The organism is Marinovum sp. E3, assembly GCF_055755275.1.
On the sequence record NZ_CM146908.1, the window covers coordinates 1960307 to 1977803 of the forward strand.

General features: G+C 64.6%; 15 protein-coding genes and 3 tRNA genes. 12 read left to right on the forward strand and 6 right to left on the reverse strand.

From position 1 onward, the window contains the following. The 4 genes from ltnD to AC0J5K_RS09620 are packed head-to-tail and all read left to right on the forward strand — an operon-like array spanning position 1 to position 3657. A complete protein-coding gene (ltnD, locus tag AC0J5K_RS09605; RefSeq protein WP_274564458.1) occupies positions 1-909 on the forward strand; it encodes an L-threonate dehydrogenase in 909 nt (302 codons plus the stop codon). After that, entirely contained in the window at positions 906-2177 is a 1272-nt protein-coding gene (gene otnK / locus AC0J5K_RS09610) for a 3-oxo-tetronate kinase (protein ID WP_274564459.1), read from the forward strand. The genes ltnD and otnK overlap by 4 nt, the downstream gene beginning before the upstream one ends. After that, positions 2174-2824 carry a 3-oxo-tetronate 4-phosphate decarboxylase gene (gene otnC, locus AC0J5K_RS09615; protein WP_274564460.1) on the forward strand — a complete coding sequence of 217 codons (651 nt, stop codon included), beginning with the start codon at positions 2174-2176 and terminating at the stop codon, positions 2822-2824. The genes otnK and otnC overlap by 4 nt, the downstream gene beginning before the upstream one ends. After that, positions 2821-3657, forward strand: a complete 837-nt coding sequence (locus AC0J5K_RS09620) for a hydroxypyruvate isomerase family protein (RefSeq protein ID WP_274564462.1) — start codon at positions 2821-2823, stop codon at positions 3655-3657. Before otnC ends, AC0J5K_RS09620 begins: the two co-directional genes overlap by 4 nt. A 225-nt stretch (positions 3658-3882) precedes the next feature. Here the strand turns inward: AC0J5K_RS09620 and AC0J5K_RS09625 are convergent. After that, positions 3883-3958 (reverse strand) — tRNA-Val (locus AC0J5K_RS09625). 1084 nt (positions 3959-5042) lie between these two features. Between AC0J5K_RS09625 and AC0J5K_RS09630 the strand changes: the two genes are divergently transcribed. Next, a complete protein-coding gene (locus AC0J5K_RS09630) occupies positions 5043-5363 on the forward strand; it encodes a hypothetical protein (RefSeq protein WP_274564464.1) in 321 nt (106 codons plus the stop codon). Here AC0J5K_RS09630 and AC0J5K_RS09635 read toward each other — a convergent pair. The 3 genes from AC0J5K_RS09635 to AC0J5K_RS09645 all read right to left on the reverse strand — a co-directional run bounded on the left by AC0J5K_RS09635 (position 5358) and on the right by AC0J5K_RS09645 (position 9286). Beyond that, positions 5358-6517 (reverse strand): IS3 family transposase gene (locus AC0J5K_RS09635; RefSeq protein ID WP_203277091.1). Its coding sequence is split into 2 segments (ribosomal slippage): positions 5358-6259 and positions 6259-6517, totalling 1161 coding nucleotides; the frame shifts between segments, so codons are not numbered across the junction. The two genes, AC0J5K_RS09630 and AC0J5K_RS09635, sit on opposite strands and share 6 nt — an antisense overlap. Positions 6518-6581: 64 nt before the next feature. Then, the gene (locus AC0J5K_RS09640) at positions 6582-8546 is read right to left on the reverse strand and encodes an AIPR family protein (protein WP_274563593.1); all 1965 of its coding nucleotides are present in this window, start codon (positions 8544-8546) and stop codon (positions 6582-6584) included. Positions 8547-9196: 650 nt separating this feature from the next. Then, positions 9197-9286: transfer RNA gene (locus AC0J5K_RS09645), tRNA-Ser, on the reverse strand. A 241-nt stretch (positions 9287-9527) separates the two neighbouring features. On the opposite strand from AC0J5K_RS09645, the gene AC0J5K_RS09650 reads away from it, so the two are divergent. From AC0J5K_RS09650 to AC0J5K_RS09680, 7 genes are all read left to right on the forward strand, one after another. Further along, on the forward strand, positions 9528-10367 hold the full coding sequence (locus tag AC0J5K_RS09650; protein WP_048531363.1) for an SPOR domain-containing protein: 840 nt from the start codon (positions 9528-9530) through the stop codon (positions 10365-10367). A gap of 36 nt (positions 10368-10403) precedes the next feature. Then, the gene (locus AC0J5K_RS09655) at positions 10404-11576 is read left to right on the forward strand and encodes a D-alanyl-D-alanine carboxypeptidase family protein (RefSeq protein ID WP_048531361.1); all 1173 of its coding nucleotides are present in this window, start codon (positions 10404-10406) and stop codon (positions 11574-11576) included. Between the two features lie 12 nt (positions 11577-11588). Further along, positions 11589-12200 (forward strand): dTMP kinase, encoded by a 612-nt coding sequence (gene tmk, locus AC0J5K_RS09660; protein WP_074834894.1) that lies wholly within the window; start codon positions 11589-11591, stop codon positions 12198-12200. Between the two features lie 601 nt (positions 12201-12801). Further along, positions 12802-13935: a DNA polymerase III subunit delta' gene (locus AC0J5K_RS09665; RefSeq protein ID WP_274563207.1), complete on the forward strand. Its 1134-nt coding sequence runs from the start codon at positions 12802-12804 to the stop codon at positions 13933-13935. 8 nt (positions 13936-13943) lie between these two features. Then, positions 13944-14744, forward strand: a complete 801-nt coding sequence (locus AC0J5K_RS09670; RefSeq protein WP_274563205.1) for a TatD family hydrolase — start codon at positions 13944-13946, stop codon at positions 14742-14744. Further along, positions 14741-15541: an MBL fold metallo-hydrolase gene (locus AC0J5K_RS09675; protein WP_274563204.1), complete on the forward strand. Its 801-nt coding sequence runs from the start codon at positions 14741-14743 to the stop codon at positions 15539-15541. Before AC0J5K_RS09670 ends, AC0J5K_RS09675 begins: the two co-directional genes overlap by 4 nt. A 63-nt stretch (positions 15542-15604) precedes the next feature. Beyond that, positions 15605-16534 (forward strand): AEC family transporter, encoded by a 930-nt coding sequence (locus AC0J5K_RS09680; RefSeq protein ID WP_048531353.1) that lies wholly within the window; start codon positions 15605-15607, stop codon positions 16532-16534. On the opposite strand, the gene AC0J5K_RS09685 is transcribed toward AC0J5K_RS09680, so the two are convergent. Together AC0J5K_RS09685 and AC0J5K_RS09690 are read right to left on the reverse strand one after the other, a co-directional pair. Next, positions 16466-17356 (reverse strand): Rossmann-like and DUF2520 domain-containing protein, encoded by an 891-nt coding sequence (locus AC0J5K_RS09685; RefSeq protein ID WP_074834901.1) that lies wholly within the window; start codon positions 17354-17356, stop codon positions 16466-16468. The genes AC0J5K_RS09680 and AC0J5K_RS09685 overlap by 69 nt on opposite strands. A 28-nt stretch (positions 17357-17384) precedes the next feature. Further along, a tRNA-Leu gene (locus AC0J5K_RS09690) sits at positions 17385-17469 on the reverse strand. Positions 17470-17497: the final 28 nt, after the last annotated feature.

Sequence of the window (17497 nt, forward strand, 5' to 3'; positions counted from 1 at the left end):
ATGAGCAAAGACACCCGAAACGTTGCCGTCATCGGCCTGGGCTCCATGGGCTACGGCATGGCCGCCTCGGCATTGCGCGGGGGACACAAGGTCTGGGGCGTGGACATCGACGCCGACCGGATCGCCAGGTTCCAGGCCGAGGGCGGCCAACCGACCGCCCTGGCCGATGCCGCCGATACGCTTGACGCGGTTGCGGTGGTGGTGCTGAACGCCGCCCAGACCGAAAGCGTGCTGTTCGGCGACGCGGGCATCGTGCCACGGCTCAGGCCCGGCGCGGTTGTCCTGGCCTGCGCCACCGTGCCGCCCGAGTTCGCCCGCGACATGGCCACCCGCTGCGCAGCCCAAGGCGTGCTCTACCTCGACGCGCCGATCTCGGGCGGGGCCACCAAGGCCGCCAACGGCCAGCTCTCGATCATGGCCTCCGGCACGCCCGCCGCCTTTGCCGCCGCCCGCCCGGTGCTGGACAGCATCGCCGAGACGGTCTTTGACCTGGGCGACACAGCCGGCGCCGGCAGCGCCATGAAAGCGGTCAACCAGCTGCTCGCCGGGGTGCATATCGCCACCATGGCCGAAGCGCTGACCTTCGGCATGACCCAGGGCGTCACGCCGGAGAAATTCGTCGAGGTGATCAGCAAATGCGCCGGCACCAGCTGGATGCTCGAGAACCGCGCGCCGCATGTGGTGGAGGGCGACTACACCCCGCGCAGTTCGGTCAACATCTGGCCCAAGGATCTGGGCATCGTGCTCGACATCGCCAAACAGGCGCAGTTCAGCGCCCCGATCACCGCCGCCGCGCTGCAACAATTCCTCGCCGCCGCCGGCATGGGCCACGGACAGGAGGATGACGCCGCCGTCGCCAAGGTCTATGCCCGCAACGCCGGGCTCACACTTCCGGGAGAGACCGCATGACCACCGTTCTTGGCTGCATCGCCGATGATTTCACCGGCGCCACCGATATCGCCGGCCTGCTGGCGCGCTCCGGCGTCCGCGTCTCGCTGCGCATCGGCGTGCCGGACGGCCCGCCCCGCGACACCGCCGCCTTCGAGGTGATCGCCCTGAAATCGCGCACTGCACCGGTGGGTGAGGCCCTCGCCGAGACCCGCGCGGCGCTGCGCTGGCTTCAGGCCGCCGGCGCGCAAAGGTTCTTCTGGAAATACTGCTCCACTTTCGACTCGACCTCCGAAGGCAATATCGGCCCGGTCGCCGAGGCGCTGATGGCCGATCTGGGCACCGACCAGACGATCTACTGCCCGGCCTTCCCGGAAAACGGCCGGTCGATCTTCATGGGCAACCTCTTTGTCGGCCGCCAGCCGCTGGCGGAAAGCCCGATGAAGGATCACCCGCTGACCCCGATGCGCGACAGCAACCTGATGCGCCTGCTGGAGCCGCAGGTCACCAAGGCCGTGGGTCTGGCCGACCGGCTGACCGTGGCGCAGGGACCGAAGGCGCTGCGGGCCGAACTGGCCGCGCTCAAGACGCAGGGCGTAGCGCATGTGGTGGTCGATGCGGTGGCGAACTCCGATCTCGATGTGATCGCCGAGGCCTGCCGCGACATGCCCTTGATGACCGGCGGCAGCGCGGTGGCCATGCCCTTGCCCGCACTCTACCTCGCCGATGGCACACTCTCGGCGGATGCGCCCAAGGCAGAGGCCCCGACGCTCGGGCGGGGCACCATCGTGCTCTCGGGCAGCTGCTCGGCCATGACCAACAAGCAGGTGGCGGATTATACCAGCCGGGGCGTCCCCGCCTTCCAGCTCGACCCGTTGTCCCTGGCCGAGAATGGCCCGCAAAAGGCGCTCGATTGGCTGGCGCGCCAGGATCTGGACGCGGCCCCGCTGATCTACGCCACCGCCAATCCCGACAGCGTCCGCGCCGCGCAGGAGAAGCTCGGCGTTGCCGGCGCCGGCGAGATCGTCGAGGCGACGCTCTCGGCCTGCGCCGTGGCGGCCCGCGATGCCGGCGCGCGGCGGGTGATCGTCGCCGGGGGCGAGACTTCGGGCGCGGTGACCAAGGCGCTTGGCGTCAGCCAGCTCGACATCGGCACCGAGATCGCGCCGGGCGTTCCCTGGACCTATTGCCGGTCGGGCGGCCAGCAGATCGCCCTGACCCTGAAATCCGGCAACTTCGGCACCGAGACCTTCTTTACCGACGCCCAGGCCCGACTGGAGACCGCATGACCCCGGAAAGCCAATTGCGCGAACAGATCTGCCTGCTGGCGAAATCGATGTTCGATCGCGGTCTGACCGGCGGCAGCACCGGCAACATCTCGGCCCGGACCGAGGATGGCGGGCTCTTGGTTTCGCCCACCGGCACCAGTTTCGGCCGGCTCGATCCCGGCCGGCTCAGCCGCTTCGATGCCGCTGGCAGCCATATCGACGGCGACAAACCCACCAAGGAAATGCCGCTGCACAGCGCCTTTTACGACACCCGCAGCAGTGCCGGCGCGGTGGTGCACCTGCATTCCTGCCATTCCGTCGCCCTGTCGATGATGCCGGATGTGGACCCCGACAACTTCCTGCCGCCGCTCACGCCCTACGGCATCATGAAGCTCGGCAAGGTAAAGCTCCTGCCCTTCTACCTGCCCGGCGATCCTGCGATGGGCGACGCGGTGCGCGGCCTTGCCGGCAAACGCACGGCAGTGATGCTGGCCAACCACGGCCCGGTGGTCGCCGGCCGCGACATCGAGGCCGCCTGCAACGCCATCGAAGAGCTGGAAGACACCGCAAGGCTGGCAATGATGACCCGCGGGATGCAGCCGCGCGGTCTGACCGAGGATCAGGTGCAGGCGCTGGTCACGAAATTCGACGTGGAGTGGGATGCATGAAGTTTTCGGCCAACCTGGGCTTTCTCTGGAACGACCGCCCGCTGCCCGAGGCCATCCGCGCCGCCAAGGCCGCCGGCTTCGACGCGGTGGAATGCCACTGGCCTTACGAGACCCCTGTCGACGAGGTGAAGGCCGCCCTGCGCGAAACCGGCCTGCCGATGCTGGGCCTCAACACCCGGCGCGGCGATGTCGGCGCTGGTGACAACGGGCTGTCGGCCATACCCGGACGCGACGCCGAGGCACGGGCCGCCATCGACGAGGCCATCGCCTATGCCACCGCGATCGGCACCCCCAACATCCACGTGATGGCGGGTTTTGTCTCTGGCGCCGAGGCCCGGGCGACATTCGCCGAAAACCTCGCCTATGCCTGCACAAACGCCGCCCCGAATGGCATCACCATCCTGATCGAACCGCTGAACAAATACGACGCGCCCGGCTATTTCCTGACGACGACCGACCAGGCGCTGGCGATCATCGAGGCGGTGCAGGCGCCCAATCTCAAGCTGATGTTCGACTGCTACCATGTGCAATTGATGGAGGGCGATCTCACCCGCAGAATCGAGACACTCCTGCCGTGGATCGGCCATTTCCAGTTCGCCTCCGTCCCGGATCGCGGCGCTCCCGATCACGGTGAGATCAACTACGCCCATGTGTTCGAGGTCACCCGCAGGCTTGGCTATGACGCCCCGCTTGGCGCGGAATACAAACCTGGCGGCAACACCGACCACACGCTTGGCTGGCTGAACAATGCGGCGGCCTCCCTGCCCCAGGCTTCCGTTCGGCCAGTGCGATCTGGTGTTGAAGCTGGGCGACAGCGCCGGACAGCAACTTGAGCGCATGCCGGTAGTCGCCATCCAAGGGGCTGCGCAGCTCCGTCTTGCCGACGATCTTGCGCAGATCCTTTGGTACCCACCAGCCGCGCATAATACCGTTCGGAACGGTTGATGAGGTGACGAACCTTGCCTGCCACCGGAACACCTTCTGTAACCAAAGTTGTAACCATGAAGCGGGCATAGGCCCCTACTGCAAGGGCTTATTTTAGTTTCAAAGGGTTAGGATGGTGGGTGATGAGAGACTCGAACTCCCGACATCTTCGGTGTAAACGAAGCGCTCTACCAACTGAGCTAATCACCCTTGGTCGCTGCTTCTAATGCCCCGCGTAGGGGGCTTCAAGATGGAAAGCAGGCCGGGTTGTCCGAAAATCGCACCTGCCCCGCGCCGCAGGACCCGTTGACCAGACCTCGCATTGAGCCGGGTCTGCGGTGCCTTGGCGCGCCAGATGCAGGGGTCGCGTTGCCCAGAGGTTTCAAACAGGTTTCCGGCCATGCGCAGGCGCATAGCGCCGGTCCTGGAAAATCCCGAACTTCCAACACCGGTTACATCGTGGCCGGGCAAACGCCCGCGGAACAGGTTAAATTCGCAGCACCAAGCCGGTACAATGCATCGTCAATATAGGGTTTTCTCTAGGTTGTTCGACCTTCGCCTGTGATGGTAGCCGGAAAGCCTAAGCTGTTAAATACACGACATAATATTCTAGGAAGGTCGAATGCGCACACCGAAGACGACAATCATACCCTCTGTGAACCCTGTTCGCGTTGCCAGCATGGGCCCCTCAGACGGCGGCACGTCCGAAGTTGATGCGCCTGACCGGGCCAGGAACTTCGCGGCCCTCGAAACCTGACCGCCAGTCATTACCTACGCCCTGCGCAGGCCAACTTGGGCAGAGCGAAAATCGAATTTCAGCACAGCCGTTGGCGTGCGCAGTTATTGGTATGGAGCGTTGCTTTTGGTGTCCGCCTTCCCGGTCTGAATGCCGGGTCGTTTTCGGGTATTCGGCGTGTTCTTTGAGGGCGGGCCGGAAGACCGGATGCGGCGGCGGGATCAAAGGTTACTGGTCTCCTGCGCAAGGGTTTGACGCCGCTTTTTGCGGCGGCGAATTCATCGTCGACACCACGTTTGGCCCTTGAGAAAGTTCGACCCCGGCTCCCTTCGGCCGGGGTCATTTCACTTCAGGCACGTCGTCATAAAATTCGCTCTGAACACCGAATGCCGAACGAGGCATGTTGGCGCGATCAAGATCAGGAATTGGCGGCATGACACCCAAAACCGATACACCTTAGGTCAGTCGCCGACGCCGGCATGGAATATACCCCGTTGACACCGTACCTCGGTACGGCGGTTAGAGTGCATTGGGAATCAGCAGTCCGAGGTGATCCCGATGCGCAGACAAATCCGAAAAATCCACAAGTATGCCGCCGTATTTCTGGCCCTGGGCCTCACAGCAGCGCCAGCGAGTGCTCAAACCGGCTCGATGTCCGACGGATCGGAAATGACGCCGATGATGGACATGTCGGGCGGCATGGATATGGCTGACATTCCCCGTGTGCCGCCTGTCTTCGGATATGCCACGGGAGAAGACATCCACTTCATCCATACGGAAGTCTCGGATCCCGGGATCGCCGGCATTCTGTCAGACATGATGGGATCGCCTGTTCCGGTTGTCCCGTTGACCTGCCCCCCGCTGGTCCCTCGCTCATGACGAGAGTCTGCCGGTTTGATTTTGGTAGTCGTCGGTTTCGGGCTTGGCAAGCGTGGCAGGCGCGGAGCCCTCAAATAGCTCAAGCGCCTGCCGCGCTTGCTTTGGCGTTCTGTTCCCCAGCGAAGAGTGCGGCCTGACGTTGTTGTAATCGTAGCGCCACAGCGCCAGCTTGCGGCGGGCATCGTCGAGGGTATCGAACAGCTCTTCATTGAGAAGCTCGTTCCGCAGGCTGCCGTTGAATGACTCGATAAAGGCATTCTGCTGCGGTTTTCCGGGGTCGATGTAATGCCAATCCACGCCGTTCCTGTCGGCCCATCTCAGGATTGCCCGGCTGGTGAATTCCGTGCCGTTATCACTGACAATGCAAGCAGGCTTTCCGTAGATCCGGACGAGCGCGTCCAGTTCTCGGGCAACTCGCTCACCTGAAATGCTGGTGTCTGCCGCCAGGCACAGGTTTTCCCGGCAGCAATCATCATTCACGGCCAAGATGCGAAACTTCCGCGACGCCCCGAAGCTGTCCGACAGGAAATCCAGGGACCAGCGCTGGTTGGTCTGTGTGGCTTCAGGCATTGGCGTTCTCGAGCCCCGGGCGCGTTTACGGCCCCGCCGTCGTTTCACTGCAAGGCCCTCCTCTCGGTAGAGGCGGTAAAGCTTTTTGTGGTTCATGATCATGCCTTTTCTCTCAAGCAGCACGCCGATCCGCCGGTAGCCGAACCGGCGGCGTCTGCCAGCGATCTCCTTCATCTCCTGGCGGATCTCAGGATGGTCGGGCGGGCGTTCGCGCCGGACCGTCTTGGGGTCGACACCGACAAGCCGGCAGGCCCTGCGCTGCGAGATGCCATGATCCCGCATCGCATTGAGCGCTGCCTCTCGCCGCTCCTTCGGTGCCGTCAGCTTTTTCCCAGCAGGTCTTTCAGAACCACATTGTCGAGCATCGTGTCTGCCAGCAGCCGCTTCAGCTTGCCGTTCTCATCTTCCAGCGCCTTCAGCCGCGCGGCCTCTGACACCTCCATGCCGCCATACTTGGACTTCAGCTTGTAAAAAGTCGCCGGGCTCAGGCCGTGCCGACGGCACACCTCCGCTGTCGGCATCCCGGCTTCCTGCTCTTTGATCATCCCGATGATTTGCGCCTCGGTGAAACGGCTCTTACGCATTCGTCTGCTCCTTCAGAGTTGGCGCAGACTCTACATCATGGTGAGGGATTTTGCGGGGGGCAGGTCAAATGCCATCCTCCTTTGGACTGAATATCCTCTTGCCTCCGCCCCATTCCCTGAGCCGGTTCCAGAATTCACCTCCGGCCTCAATCACCGAAGTCTGGGCCTCGATGCCAGAAATTACAGCTTCTTCGCGACGGCCATCTCTCTGAACGGCGCGCGCCTGCTCTGGCTCAACGAGGCAATTCATAAACTCAGGCCCATAGTCGATTTCAGCCCGCTGCAAGGTCGCCCAACACGCCTGTTTCTTTCCCCATTCCGTTATATTGTTCACGCCCGCTTCGGGGTGGGTGATTACTTCCACTGCCGCTTCGGCCGCGATCAATAATGCGTCACCTAGATCCCGAGGTACCGATTGGCGCCGCCATACGGCATCAAGATCAATAACATGATCCCTTTCATCTGCGTCCGAGACCAATTTGGCGATAGAATAAGTAACAATGTTCGCGCGATATCCACCGGGATACCACGGCTGTTTCGGAATTGTCTTTTCGAGATACCGGAAGATTATCAGCTTTGAGACCAGGCGCCGATACCATGTCTCATCGAACTTCTTGTCACTCCGGTTCCATTCCGCCCCGATCATCTGAGCAAACTCGCCGAAGTTTTTCTGCGCGCCCTTGCTGACCGTATCAGGCCGCATGCGGAAACTCATCTCGACCTTCGCAAGGTCGGTTTTGACGAAGTATTGCGGTTTCGGGTTTTCGAGATCAAAACGCCGACGTTCAGCTTGGGATTTCTTGGCGCGTTCGACAAGGTACTGGCCCCTTGCGCGCTCGTAGAACCATTTTGTCTCGCGGTTTGTACCTTCGGCGGCCGGAGCCAAAACTCGTCTCGAGTATTCTTCCATCCTCATATGGAAAGGGTGGTTCGAGAAGAAATCCGCCGCGCTGACCTTGTTCTGACTATTGGCGTATTTTGAGATGAACGGGACGACCTCTTCAGAAGCATCCGACGGAACAACTGTCAACTTCATCTGCACGTGGACTTGTTCGAGCGTTTCTGGCGAGATTTTCCGAGCCGCGTGGAGAGAAGCTGTTGTTTGACCACCATTTACGACCTGCAGGTTTGTCGCGGACACGATCCTGAGACCGTCCGATGTCTTCTCTACCTCGACACTGTCGGCCGTTGCCGACAGCCCGTTGTTATAGCTAAAGAACATTGCCGGTTCATCCTTGATGGTGTCCCGAATACCCCGGTTCACCGCGCCGCGCGCCTGCAGGAAGCTCCGAACGTTCGACTCCAAAAGCCGCGCCCCCCATTTTTCATAGATTTCAGCCAATTGATGACCGCTGATCACAACAAGATAACTGTCGAGGTGTTCGCCGCTGCTCGACGCAGCCAGTGCCGGAATGCTTGCGCCGAAATCTTCCCTGAAATTGACGATGATCTTTTCCCGAGCGTGTCCCGACGTCTCATAACGATGGAAGCGTGTAAGATCCCAGATGTTGTAGGTGACTGGAATGCCATCAATCTTGCCCGCTAGAACCGCGTCTGTCCTGGCACTATAGGTCGCGTTGGTCATGAGAATGAGTTTGATCTTCGTTATGGATGACCACGCCGATGTAATAATTGAGGCGGCACCTGCTTCAGCACTCCCCTCGATCAGGTCCTCCCGGAAGGCAGCCCGACGCGCGGCAGCGACAAAGTTGATTAGGTGGCCGAAGGCCTTCTTGGCATCGCTTGCATTGATCTTGACCGCCGCGTCTCCATCATGAAAATCGCTGACGATGACGCTAAGTATACCCTCGGACTCACGCGGGTCTCCGCCAATCCCGTCGAGCCTTACGGTCTTGCCCTGACTGCTGGCGAGAAACGTAACTCGGTCAGCGGTCGCAATTTCACCTTCTGCTTCAAGGAGGGCAGCCATCCGTTCAAAAAATGCGTCAGCCTGCGAAATACTACTTGCTGATGCTTCTGCAGTGACTTCGCCAACGACGGACCTATTGAATTCGATCAGTTCATCCAATTCGTTTCATCTCCTGATCAATGCCACCGTTCTGCGCGCCCGTTTCATTTCTTGCCGAAACCAAGCGTCTGTACGTAGCTCCTGAAAAGAACCACCAATACCGTCGTACTCTCCCTTGATAAGGTCAAGCGTCACAACCACCATCCACTGTGGAGATAACCACCTCGAGATGAGCCAATGACACGACAGATTTTGTTTTTCTGCGACCACCTCATTACTGCTCACCAACATGCGGCTCATTGCCGAAGACATCTGCGTGTAAAACGATGGCGAAACTGAAGAACATGGTAGGCGGTCTGTTGTTGCCATCCCTTTTTTGCTGATTTTCCCAGCGCCTGCACCTCACGTCAATGCCTTCAAGCCAAGTGACGTCGTCAAAAGGAGTGAGGTTCGAACCGGGTCGTTTAACGCGGTCGAGACCGACGTCGAAGTGCTCGCCTGTACCTCTCGAAATTCAACACGTTTTCGATATCTTACAGAAACTTCACCAAAACGTCGCAGTCATGAGGTCCGGAGAATATCGGCCCTGAGAGACTGCTTCCGGGCCTTCTGGCGCTGGGAGCAGTGCTCAGCCCGTCCCGCATAACCCTCGAATACAACGGATAAATCCGACCGCAGCCGGATCGGGAGAATGCTTTCGTGAGGGCAAGTGGCGGAGGAGGTGGGATTCGAACCCACGGTACGCTTTCACGCACGCCGGTTTTCAAGACCGGTGCATTCGACCACTCTGCCACTCCTCCGCGCTTCGCTTCGTTAAACGGCGGCAAGTGATTCTGCAAAGCGCTCTGATGCAGGATTTCCGCCGATCCGGCCTTGCGGGCCTTTTCTTGCATGCGGGCAGAGGATAAGCTGTCGGCGCGCGACATGGCGCAGGCAGTCTGGACAAGACCGGAAAACCGGCAAGGCCTCGGCAGAGGCACTCACGGCGAAAAGGGCAAGATAATGATTTCTCAGCGAGTTTCCGCGGTCGGCCGATCCCCCATGCCGCGTGGCGCACGGGTGCTGCTGGCCGGCACCGCGATCTGGCTGCTGGCGGCCTGCGAGAACGGCGCACAGCTTCCCGGCTTTCTGCAATCCAAGGACAGCGCGGCCACCGCCGCCGCCCCGGCCAGCCGCGCGACCCGCCTGGTGGAACGCGATGTCGAGGCGCCGGATGTGTTCCAGGTCACCGAAGGCGGGCTCTGGGACGGCCGGCCCTCGCTCGGCGGGGTCTGGGTGGCGCACCCGGATGTGCGCGAGCCCGAGCGGGTGATCATTCGCAACCCTTCGAACGGCAAGTTCGTGATCGGCGCGCTGTTCCGCAAGGAACGCGCCACCCCGGGACCGGAGCTTCAGGTGTCCTCCGATGCCGCCGATGCGCTGGGCCTGGTGGCCGGCCAGCCGACCAACCTCAATGTCACCGCGCTGCGCCGCGAGAAGACGCCGGAAACCCCGCAAGTGCCGGAAACACTGGACCCTGCCGGCCTGGACGCGCCCGAGGCGATTACCGCGTCCGAGCTTGACGCCCCCGCCGCCAGCGCCGCCGCGGCGATCGCAGCCGCTCCCGCCACGCCACCCAGGCCGAAACCGGCGCCGCAGGCCGCGAGCCTGGACAAACCCTATATCCAGCTCGGCATCTTCTCGATCGAGAAGAACGCCGAAAACACCGCCGCCGCCATGAAATCCCGCGGGCTGAACGCGATTATCAAGAAGCAGTCGAGCCAGGGCAAGACCTTCTGGCGGGTGCTTGTCGGCCCCGCCGCCAGCGCCGCGGAGCGCGCCGCTGCGCTCGGGACGATCAAGTCGGCGGGCTTCACCGATGCCTATGCCGTGACCAATTAACCGCCCCGCCGAGGGCCCTTGCCAATCGGACCTGCCATGACGAGACATTTCGCCGCCCCTCTCCTCGCCTTCGCGCTGGCCGCCTCGACGGCGCTGCCGCTGCATGCCTTCGAAACCCGCGCGCAATCGGCGTTCGTGGTCGACATGACCACCGGCACGGTGCTGCTGGCCAAGGATGCCGACACTCCGCTGCCGCCGGCGTCGATGTCCAAGCTGATGACGCTCTACATGGCCTTCGAGGCGATCCGCGACGGCCGGCTCGATCTTCAGGAAAAGCTGCCGGTGTCGGAACACGCGATGTCCTACGGCGGCTCGACCATGTTCCTCGACACCACCGACCGGGTCTCGGTCGAGGATCTGCTGCGCGGGATCATCGTGCTGTCGGGCAATGATGCCTGCGCGGTGATCGCCGAGGCGCTGAGCCCCGATGGCACCGAGGCCGGCTTTGCCCGCTACATGACGCGGCGAGCGCAACAGCTGGGCATGACCAATTCCACCTTCACCAATTCCAACGGCTGGCCCGCCGCAGGCCACCGCATGTCGACCCGGGATCTGGCGCTGATCGCCCGGCGGCTCATCGAGGATTTCCCCGAATTCTACCCGATGTTCGCGGAACGCACCTTTGCCTTCGACGGCCGCGCGCCGCAGAACGTCAGCAACCGCAACCCGTTGCTGCGGCTCGGCATCGGCGCCGACGGGCTCAAGACCGGCCACACCCAGGAGGCGGGTTATGGCCTCGTGGGCTCGGCCAAGCAGGATGAGCGCCGCATCGTCTTTGTCGTCTCGGGCCTCGACAGCGAACGGGCCCGGGCCGAGGAAAGCGAGCAGATCGTCAACTGGGCCTTCCGGCATTTCACCCAGTCCAAGGTCGCCGCCCAGGGCCAGGTGGTGGCCGAGGCCGATGTCTGGATGGGCTCGGAGATGAAAGTCGGCCTGGTGCCGGCCGAGGATATCGAGATGCTGGTGCCGGTGCTGGCCAGCGGCAAGGTCAATGCCGAGGTGGTCTATAACACCCCGATCGAGGCGCCGGTCGCCAAGGGCGACCAGCTGGGCGAGATGATCATCTCACTTGAGGGGCTGCCCGAGAAGACCGTGCCGCTGGTCGCGGATCGCGACGTCGCGGCGGGCGGTTTCATGAGCCGGGTGACGACAGCGGCCAAAGTGCTGCTCAAGCAATGGGGCGCCCCGGTGCCCGGCCTGGCCTCCTGACCCGCGCGCCCGGTGTTCATCTCTTTCGAAGGCATTGACGGATCGGGCAAATCCACCCAGGCCCGACGGCTGGCCGAGCACCTGCGGGCGCTGGGCCGCGAGGTGGTGCTGACCCGCGAGCCCGGTGGCTCGCCCGGCGCCGAGGAGATCCGCGCGCTGGTCTTGCGGGGCGATCCCGACCGCTGGTCGGCGGAGACCGAGATCCTGCTGTTCACCGCCGCGCGCCGTGATCACCTGGAGCGGACGATCCTGCCGGCGCTGGCGGCCGGCAAGGTGGTGATCTGCGACCGTTTCGCGGATTCGACGCGCATGTATCAGGGTCTCTCGCGCGGCGATCTGCGCGGCATCGTCGACCAGCTGCATGCGCTGATGATCGGCCGCGAGCCGGACCTGACGATCCTGATCGACATGGACCCGGCCCTCGGTCTGGCCCGCGCCAAGGGCCGCGGCGGCGTGGAAGAACGGTTCGAGGATTTCGGTGCCGGGTTGCAGGAGCAGATGCGGGCCGGCTTCCTGGCGCTGGCCGGCGAATTTCCGGATCGCTTCCGGGTGATTGACGGCGGCCGCGCGGTGGATGAGGTGGCGCAAGACGTCGCGGAGCTGGCGGCGCGCGAACGGCTCTGAGCTCCGGCAGGCCAACCGAGGGCGGCACCCACGGTGCCTCCCCGTCCCGGCCCCCGCGCCGGGACCTCTCCCGTGGCGATCGGAACCTCTTTCATGACGAACCACGGGGCCCCGGATCAGGTCCGGGGCGGGACATTCCCGGTAATGCACGCGCGCGTTTGCGCAGGGTTCAGAGCAAACGGCGGTGGCCGCCGGTCCAGACGCAAGGCGGCCGCCACAGGCCTCCCCGTCCCGGCCCCCGCGCCGGGACCTCTCCCATGACGAACGGGACCTCTCCCGTGACGAATCTCGGGGCCCCGGATCAGGTCCGCGGCGGGACACGCCTGGCAACGCACGCGCGCGTTTGCGCAGGGCCCAGAGCAAACGGCGGTGGCCGCCGGTCCAGACGCGAGGCGGCTGAAACAGCACCTCCCCGTCCCGGCCCCCGCGCCGGGACCTCTCCCGTGGTTATCGGAACCTCTTTCATGACGAACCACGGGGCCCCGGATCAGGTCCGGGGCGGGACATTCCCGGTAATGCACGTGCGCCCCCGCGCCGGTGCCGCCGCCAAAGGCCAGATCCCCCCTTCCGTCCGGCACGCCGTCGCACTACACCTGAGCGCATGAGTGACGACCGTCCCCAGCCCGACCAGACCGAAGGCGCCCCTCACCCGCGCGACACCGCCCGGCTGCTCGGCCAGGCCGCGGCCGAGCAGGCCTTTCTCGCGGCCGTCACCTCGGGCCGGCTGCACCATGGCTGGATGATCGCCGGGCCGCGCGGCACCGGCAAGGCGACGCTGGCCTGGCGCATCGCCCGCCACCTGATCGCCCATCCGCCCGGCGCGGCCGATGACGGCCTGTTCGGCGCGCCGCCGCCGCCCCGCTCGCTGGATATCCCCGAGGATCACCCGGTCGCCCGCCGCATCGCCGCCCGATCCGAGCCCGGGCTGTTCAAGCTCACCCGGCCCTGGGACGACCGCGCCAAGCGGCTCAAGGCCGAAATCACCGTCGACGAGGTGCGCAAACTGAAATCGCGCTTTGCGCTCTCGGCCGCGGATGGCGGCTGGCGGGTGGTGATCGTCGATGCCGCCGACGAGATGAACACCAGTGCCGCCAACGCCCTGCTGAAGCTGCTGGAAGAGCCGCCGGCGCGCGCCACGCTGCTGCTTGTCACCCACCAGCCCTCGGCGCTCCTGCCCACCATCCGCTCGCGCTGCCGCATGTTGCACCTGCGCCCGCTCTCGCCGCCCGACATGGCCGCCGCGCTCGACCAGGCCGGCGTCGCCGTGCCCCCCGAGGAGGCCGAGGCACTGGCTGCGCTTTCGGCCGGCTCGGTCGGCGATGCGATCCGGCTGTCGCTCAACGAGGGACCGAAGCTCTATACCGCGATCCTGACGCTGCTGGGCTCCCTGCCCCAACTTGACCGGGCCCGGGCGCTGGCACTGGCCGAGGCCGCCAACGCGCGTGGCGCCGAGGACCGGGTCAACACCATCTTTTCGCTGCTTGACCTGGCGCTGATCCGGCTGGCCCGCGCCGGCGCCTCCGGCCAGATGCCACAGCCCGCCGCCGCGAGAAACGAGGCCGAGATCTTTGCCCGCCTCGCCCCCGATCTGCGCCGCGCCCGCGCCTGGGCCGAAATCGGTCAGCAGATTTCCGAACGCAGCCGCCACGGCCGGGCGGTCAATCTTGACCCTGCCGCGCTCATCCTAGATACGATGATCAAACTCCAGAAAACGGCGTCCGACCTGGCCGCCTGAGGCGGATCATGAGCAACCCGAAGATCACCGACAGTCACACCCATCTCGATTTCCCCGATTTCGATGACGCGCGCGACGCCATTGTCGCCCGTGCCGTCGAGGCCGGGGTGCATCGCATGGTGACCATCTGCACGAAACTGAAGAACGAACCCGGGGTGCGGGCCCTGGCCGAGACCTACGATCCGGTCTTCTATGCCGCCGGCACCCACCCGATGAGCGCCGCCGACGAACCGCTGGCCACCGCCGATGCGCTGGTGGCGCTGGCCGATCATCCCAAGTTCGTCGGCATCGGCGAGACCGGGCTCGACTATCATTACACCTCCGAGAGCGCTGATATCCAAAAGAAATCCCTGCGCATCCATATCGAGGCGGCGCAGAAGACCGGATTGCCTCTGATCATCCATGCCCGCGCCGCCGATGACGACATAGCTGAAATCCTTGCCGCCGAGCACCGCAATGCGCCGTTCTCCTGCGTGATGCATTGCTTTTCCTCGGGCGCCGCGCTGGCCAAACGCGCCCTCGACCTCGGCTTCTACCTGTCGATGTCGGGCATCACCGCCTTTCCGAAAAGCGCCGAGCTGCGCGATATCTTTGCCGGCGCCCCGCTCGACCGCATCCTGGTCGAGACCGACGCGCCGTATCTTGCGCCGCCGCCCCATCGGGGCAAGCGCAACGAGCCGGCCTATACCGCCCACACCGCCCGCAAGGCGGCGGAAACCTTCGGCCTCGACTATGGCGAATTCGCCGCCCGGACCGAAGCCAATTTCGAACGGCTTTTCACCAAGGCCGCCGCGTGGTCGCCGTCATGAGCGATCACTATCGGTTCACCATTCTCGGCTGCGGCTCGTCCGGTGGCGTGCCCCGGCTTGGCGGCCATTGGGGCGATTGCGACCCGGAGAACCCCAGAAACAACCGCCGCCGCTGCTCGATGCTGGTCGAGCGGGTGGGCCCGGGCGGCATCACCTCGGTGCTGATAGACACCTCGCCCGACCTGCGCAGCCAGTTGCTCGACACCGGCACCGGCCGGCTCGACGGGGTGATCTTTACCCATGCTCACGCCGATCACACCCATGGCATCGACGATCTGCGGATGATCGTCTTCAACATGAAGACCCGGCTGCCGGTCTGGGCCGACGGGCCGACGCAGGACGCGCTTCTGGCGCGGTTCGGCTATGCCTTCGCCCAGCCCGAGGGCTCGCCCTATCCGCCGATCCTCGACCTGCACACCATCGCCGGCGATGTCACCGTCGATGGCGCCGGCGGGCCGATCACCTTCACCCCGTTCGAGGTCAACCACGGATCGATCGACGCGCTGGGCTTTCGCATTGCCGGGTTGGCCTATGTGCCGGATGTCGCCGAGATCCCCGAGGCGGCCTGGCCGCTGCTCGAAGGGCTCGACATCTGGATCGTCGACGCGCTGCGCCGCAAACCGCATCCGACCCATGCCCATCTCGCGCGGACGCTCGAATGGATCACCCGCGCCGCGCCGCGGCGGGCGGTGCTGACCAACATGCATATCGATCTCGACTACGCCACGCTGGAGGCCGAAACCCCCGACCACATCACCCCGGCCTACGATCTCATGCAGCTGACACTTCCTGCATGACCTGGTGTTTCTTCTCTTTCCAAATACGCCCACGCCACGGCAGCCGTGGGGCGCAAGGCTGACATGCAGGCGCTGCTCGAGGTCATCCTGCCGGTCTTCCTGGTGATCGGCGCCGGCTATCTCGCCGTCTGGCGCCGCTGGATCAGCGACGGCGCCATCGATGGCCTGATGGATTTCACCCAGAAGATCGCCATCCCGGTGCTGTTGTTCCAGGCGATCTCGCGGCTCGATCTCGGGGCGCATTTCGACCTCGCGTTGCTGCTCAGTTTCTACACCGGGTCATTCACCGGCTTCGTCGTCGGACTGCTGGCGGGGCGCTATGTCTTCAAGCGCGCCTGGGAGGATTCGGTTGCCATCGGCTTCTGCTGCCTCTTTGCCAATTCGGTGATGCTCGGCATCGCCATCACCGAAAGCGCCTATGGCGCCGGGGCGCTGGGGCCGAACTATGCCATCGTGGCGCTGCATTCGCCCTTCTGCTACGGCCTCGGCATCACCGCGATGGAGATCGCCCGTTCGCGCGGCACCCCGGCGCGGCAGATGCCGGCCAAGGTGCTCAAGGCAATGTTCCGCAACGCGCTGGTGATTGGCATCATGCTGGGCTTTGTGGTGAATTTCTCGGGCTTCGCGCTGCCGCAGGTGGCCACCGACGGGATCGATCTGGTGGTACGTGCGGCCATTCCCTGCGCGCTCTTTGGCATGGGCGGGGTCATGTACCGCTATCGTCCTGACGGAGATTTCCGCATTATCGCAATGGTCTGTGCCGTTTCCCTCATCCTGCACCCGACGATCACCTACACAATGGCGACGATCACCGGCCTGTCCACCGGGGCGCTCCGCTCGGCGGTGCTGACGGCGACCATGGCGCCGGGGATCAACACCTATGTCTTTGCCAATATGTACGGCGTGGCCAAGCGGGTGGCGGCCTCATCGGTGCTGATCGCCACCGGGCTGTCGATCCTGACGATCTGGGTCTGGCTGTCGCTCCTGCCCTGAGCCGGTGCGCCCGGTTGACTTGAGCCGAGCGGCCATGGCGCTGAGCAGGTCATAGACCGCCCCCGCCTCCGCCTGCCATTCGGTCACCGCGCGGCCCTGGGCCGCGATCACCGCCGCATCGCCGCGCGCCGCCGGCCCGGTCAGCGCCGCCTGCGGCCCCTTGGCCAGGACATTCGCGACCGTGCCCCGCAGCAGCGTCGCATGCAGGTCGGTCACCACCGCCGCGGGCACGCCGGCCTCGGCCCAGGCCTCTTGTGCGAGGCCCTGAAGCACGGTGGTGAAGTTGTTCGAAATCACCGCCGCCGCGTGATAGAGCGCCTTGGCCTCGCCGCGGATCGGAAAGCAGCGCGCGCCGAGCGTCGAAAAGACCTCCGAGAGCCGGTCTGCCGCCGCGCCCTCGATGCCGCAGAAACAGCCGGGGAACTGGCGCGCGGCGCTCGCCGGATCGGCGAAGGACAGCACCGGATGCGCGCTGCCGGTCTGCCAGCCGGCCTCTGCCAACGGCGCCAGCAGCGCCGCCGGGTGAAAGCCGCTGCAATGCGCCGCGACGGCCGGGGGAAGGCCCTGACGGGCGAGGTCACCGGCAACGCCGGCAAGCTGATCGTCGGGTACGGTGAGCAGAAACAGATCGGCCGGGCGCAGGTCTTCGAACCCGGTGATGGCGCGGCCGCCGCCGGCGAAATCCCGCGCCGCCGCTGCCGCATCCGGCCGCCGGGCGAGGATATCGGCAAGCTCGAAAACGCCGGAGCTGTGACCGAGGCGCAACAGCGTCTGCCCCACCCTGCCAGGGCCGATGACGGTGATCGAGAGGGGGCGGGTCATGCGAAAATCCTCTGCTCGGGGCGAGGAGTGGTGCGGGTGAAGGGACTTGAACCCCCACGCCTTGCGGCGCCAGAACCTAAATCTGGTGCGTCTACCAATTCCGCCACACCCGCATCCTTGCGCCCCGCGGAACCGCGCGCG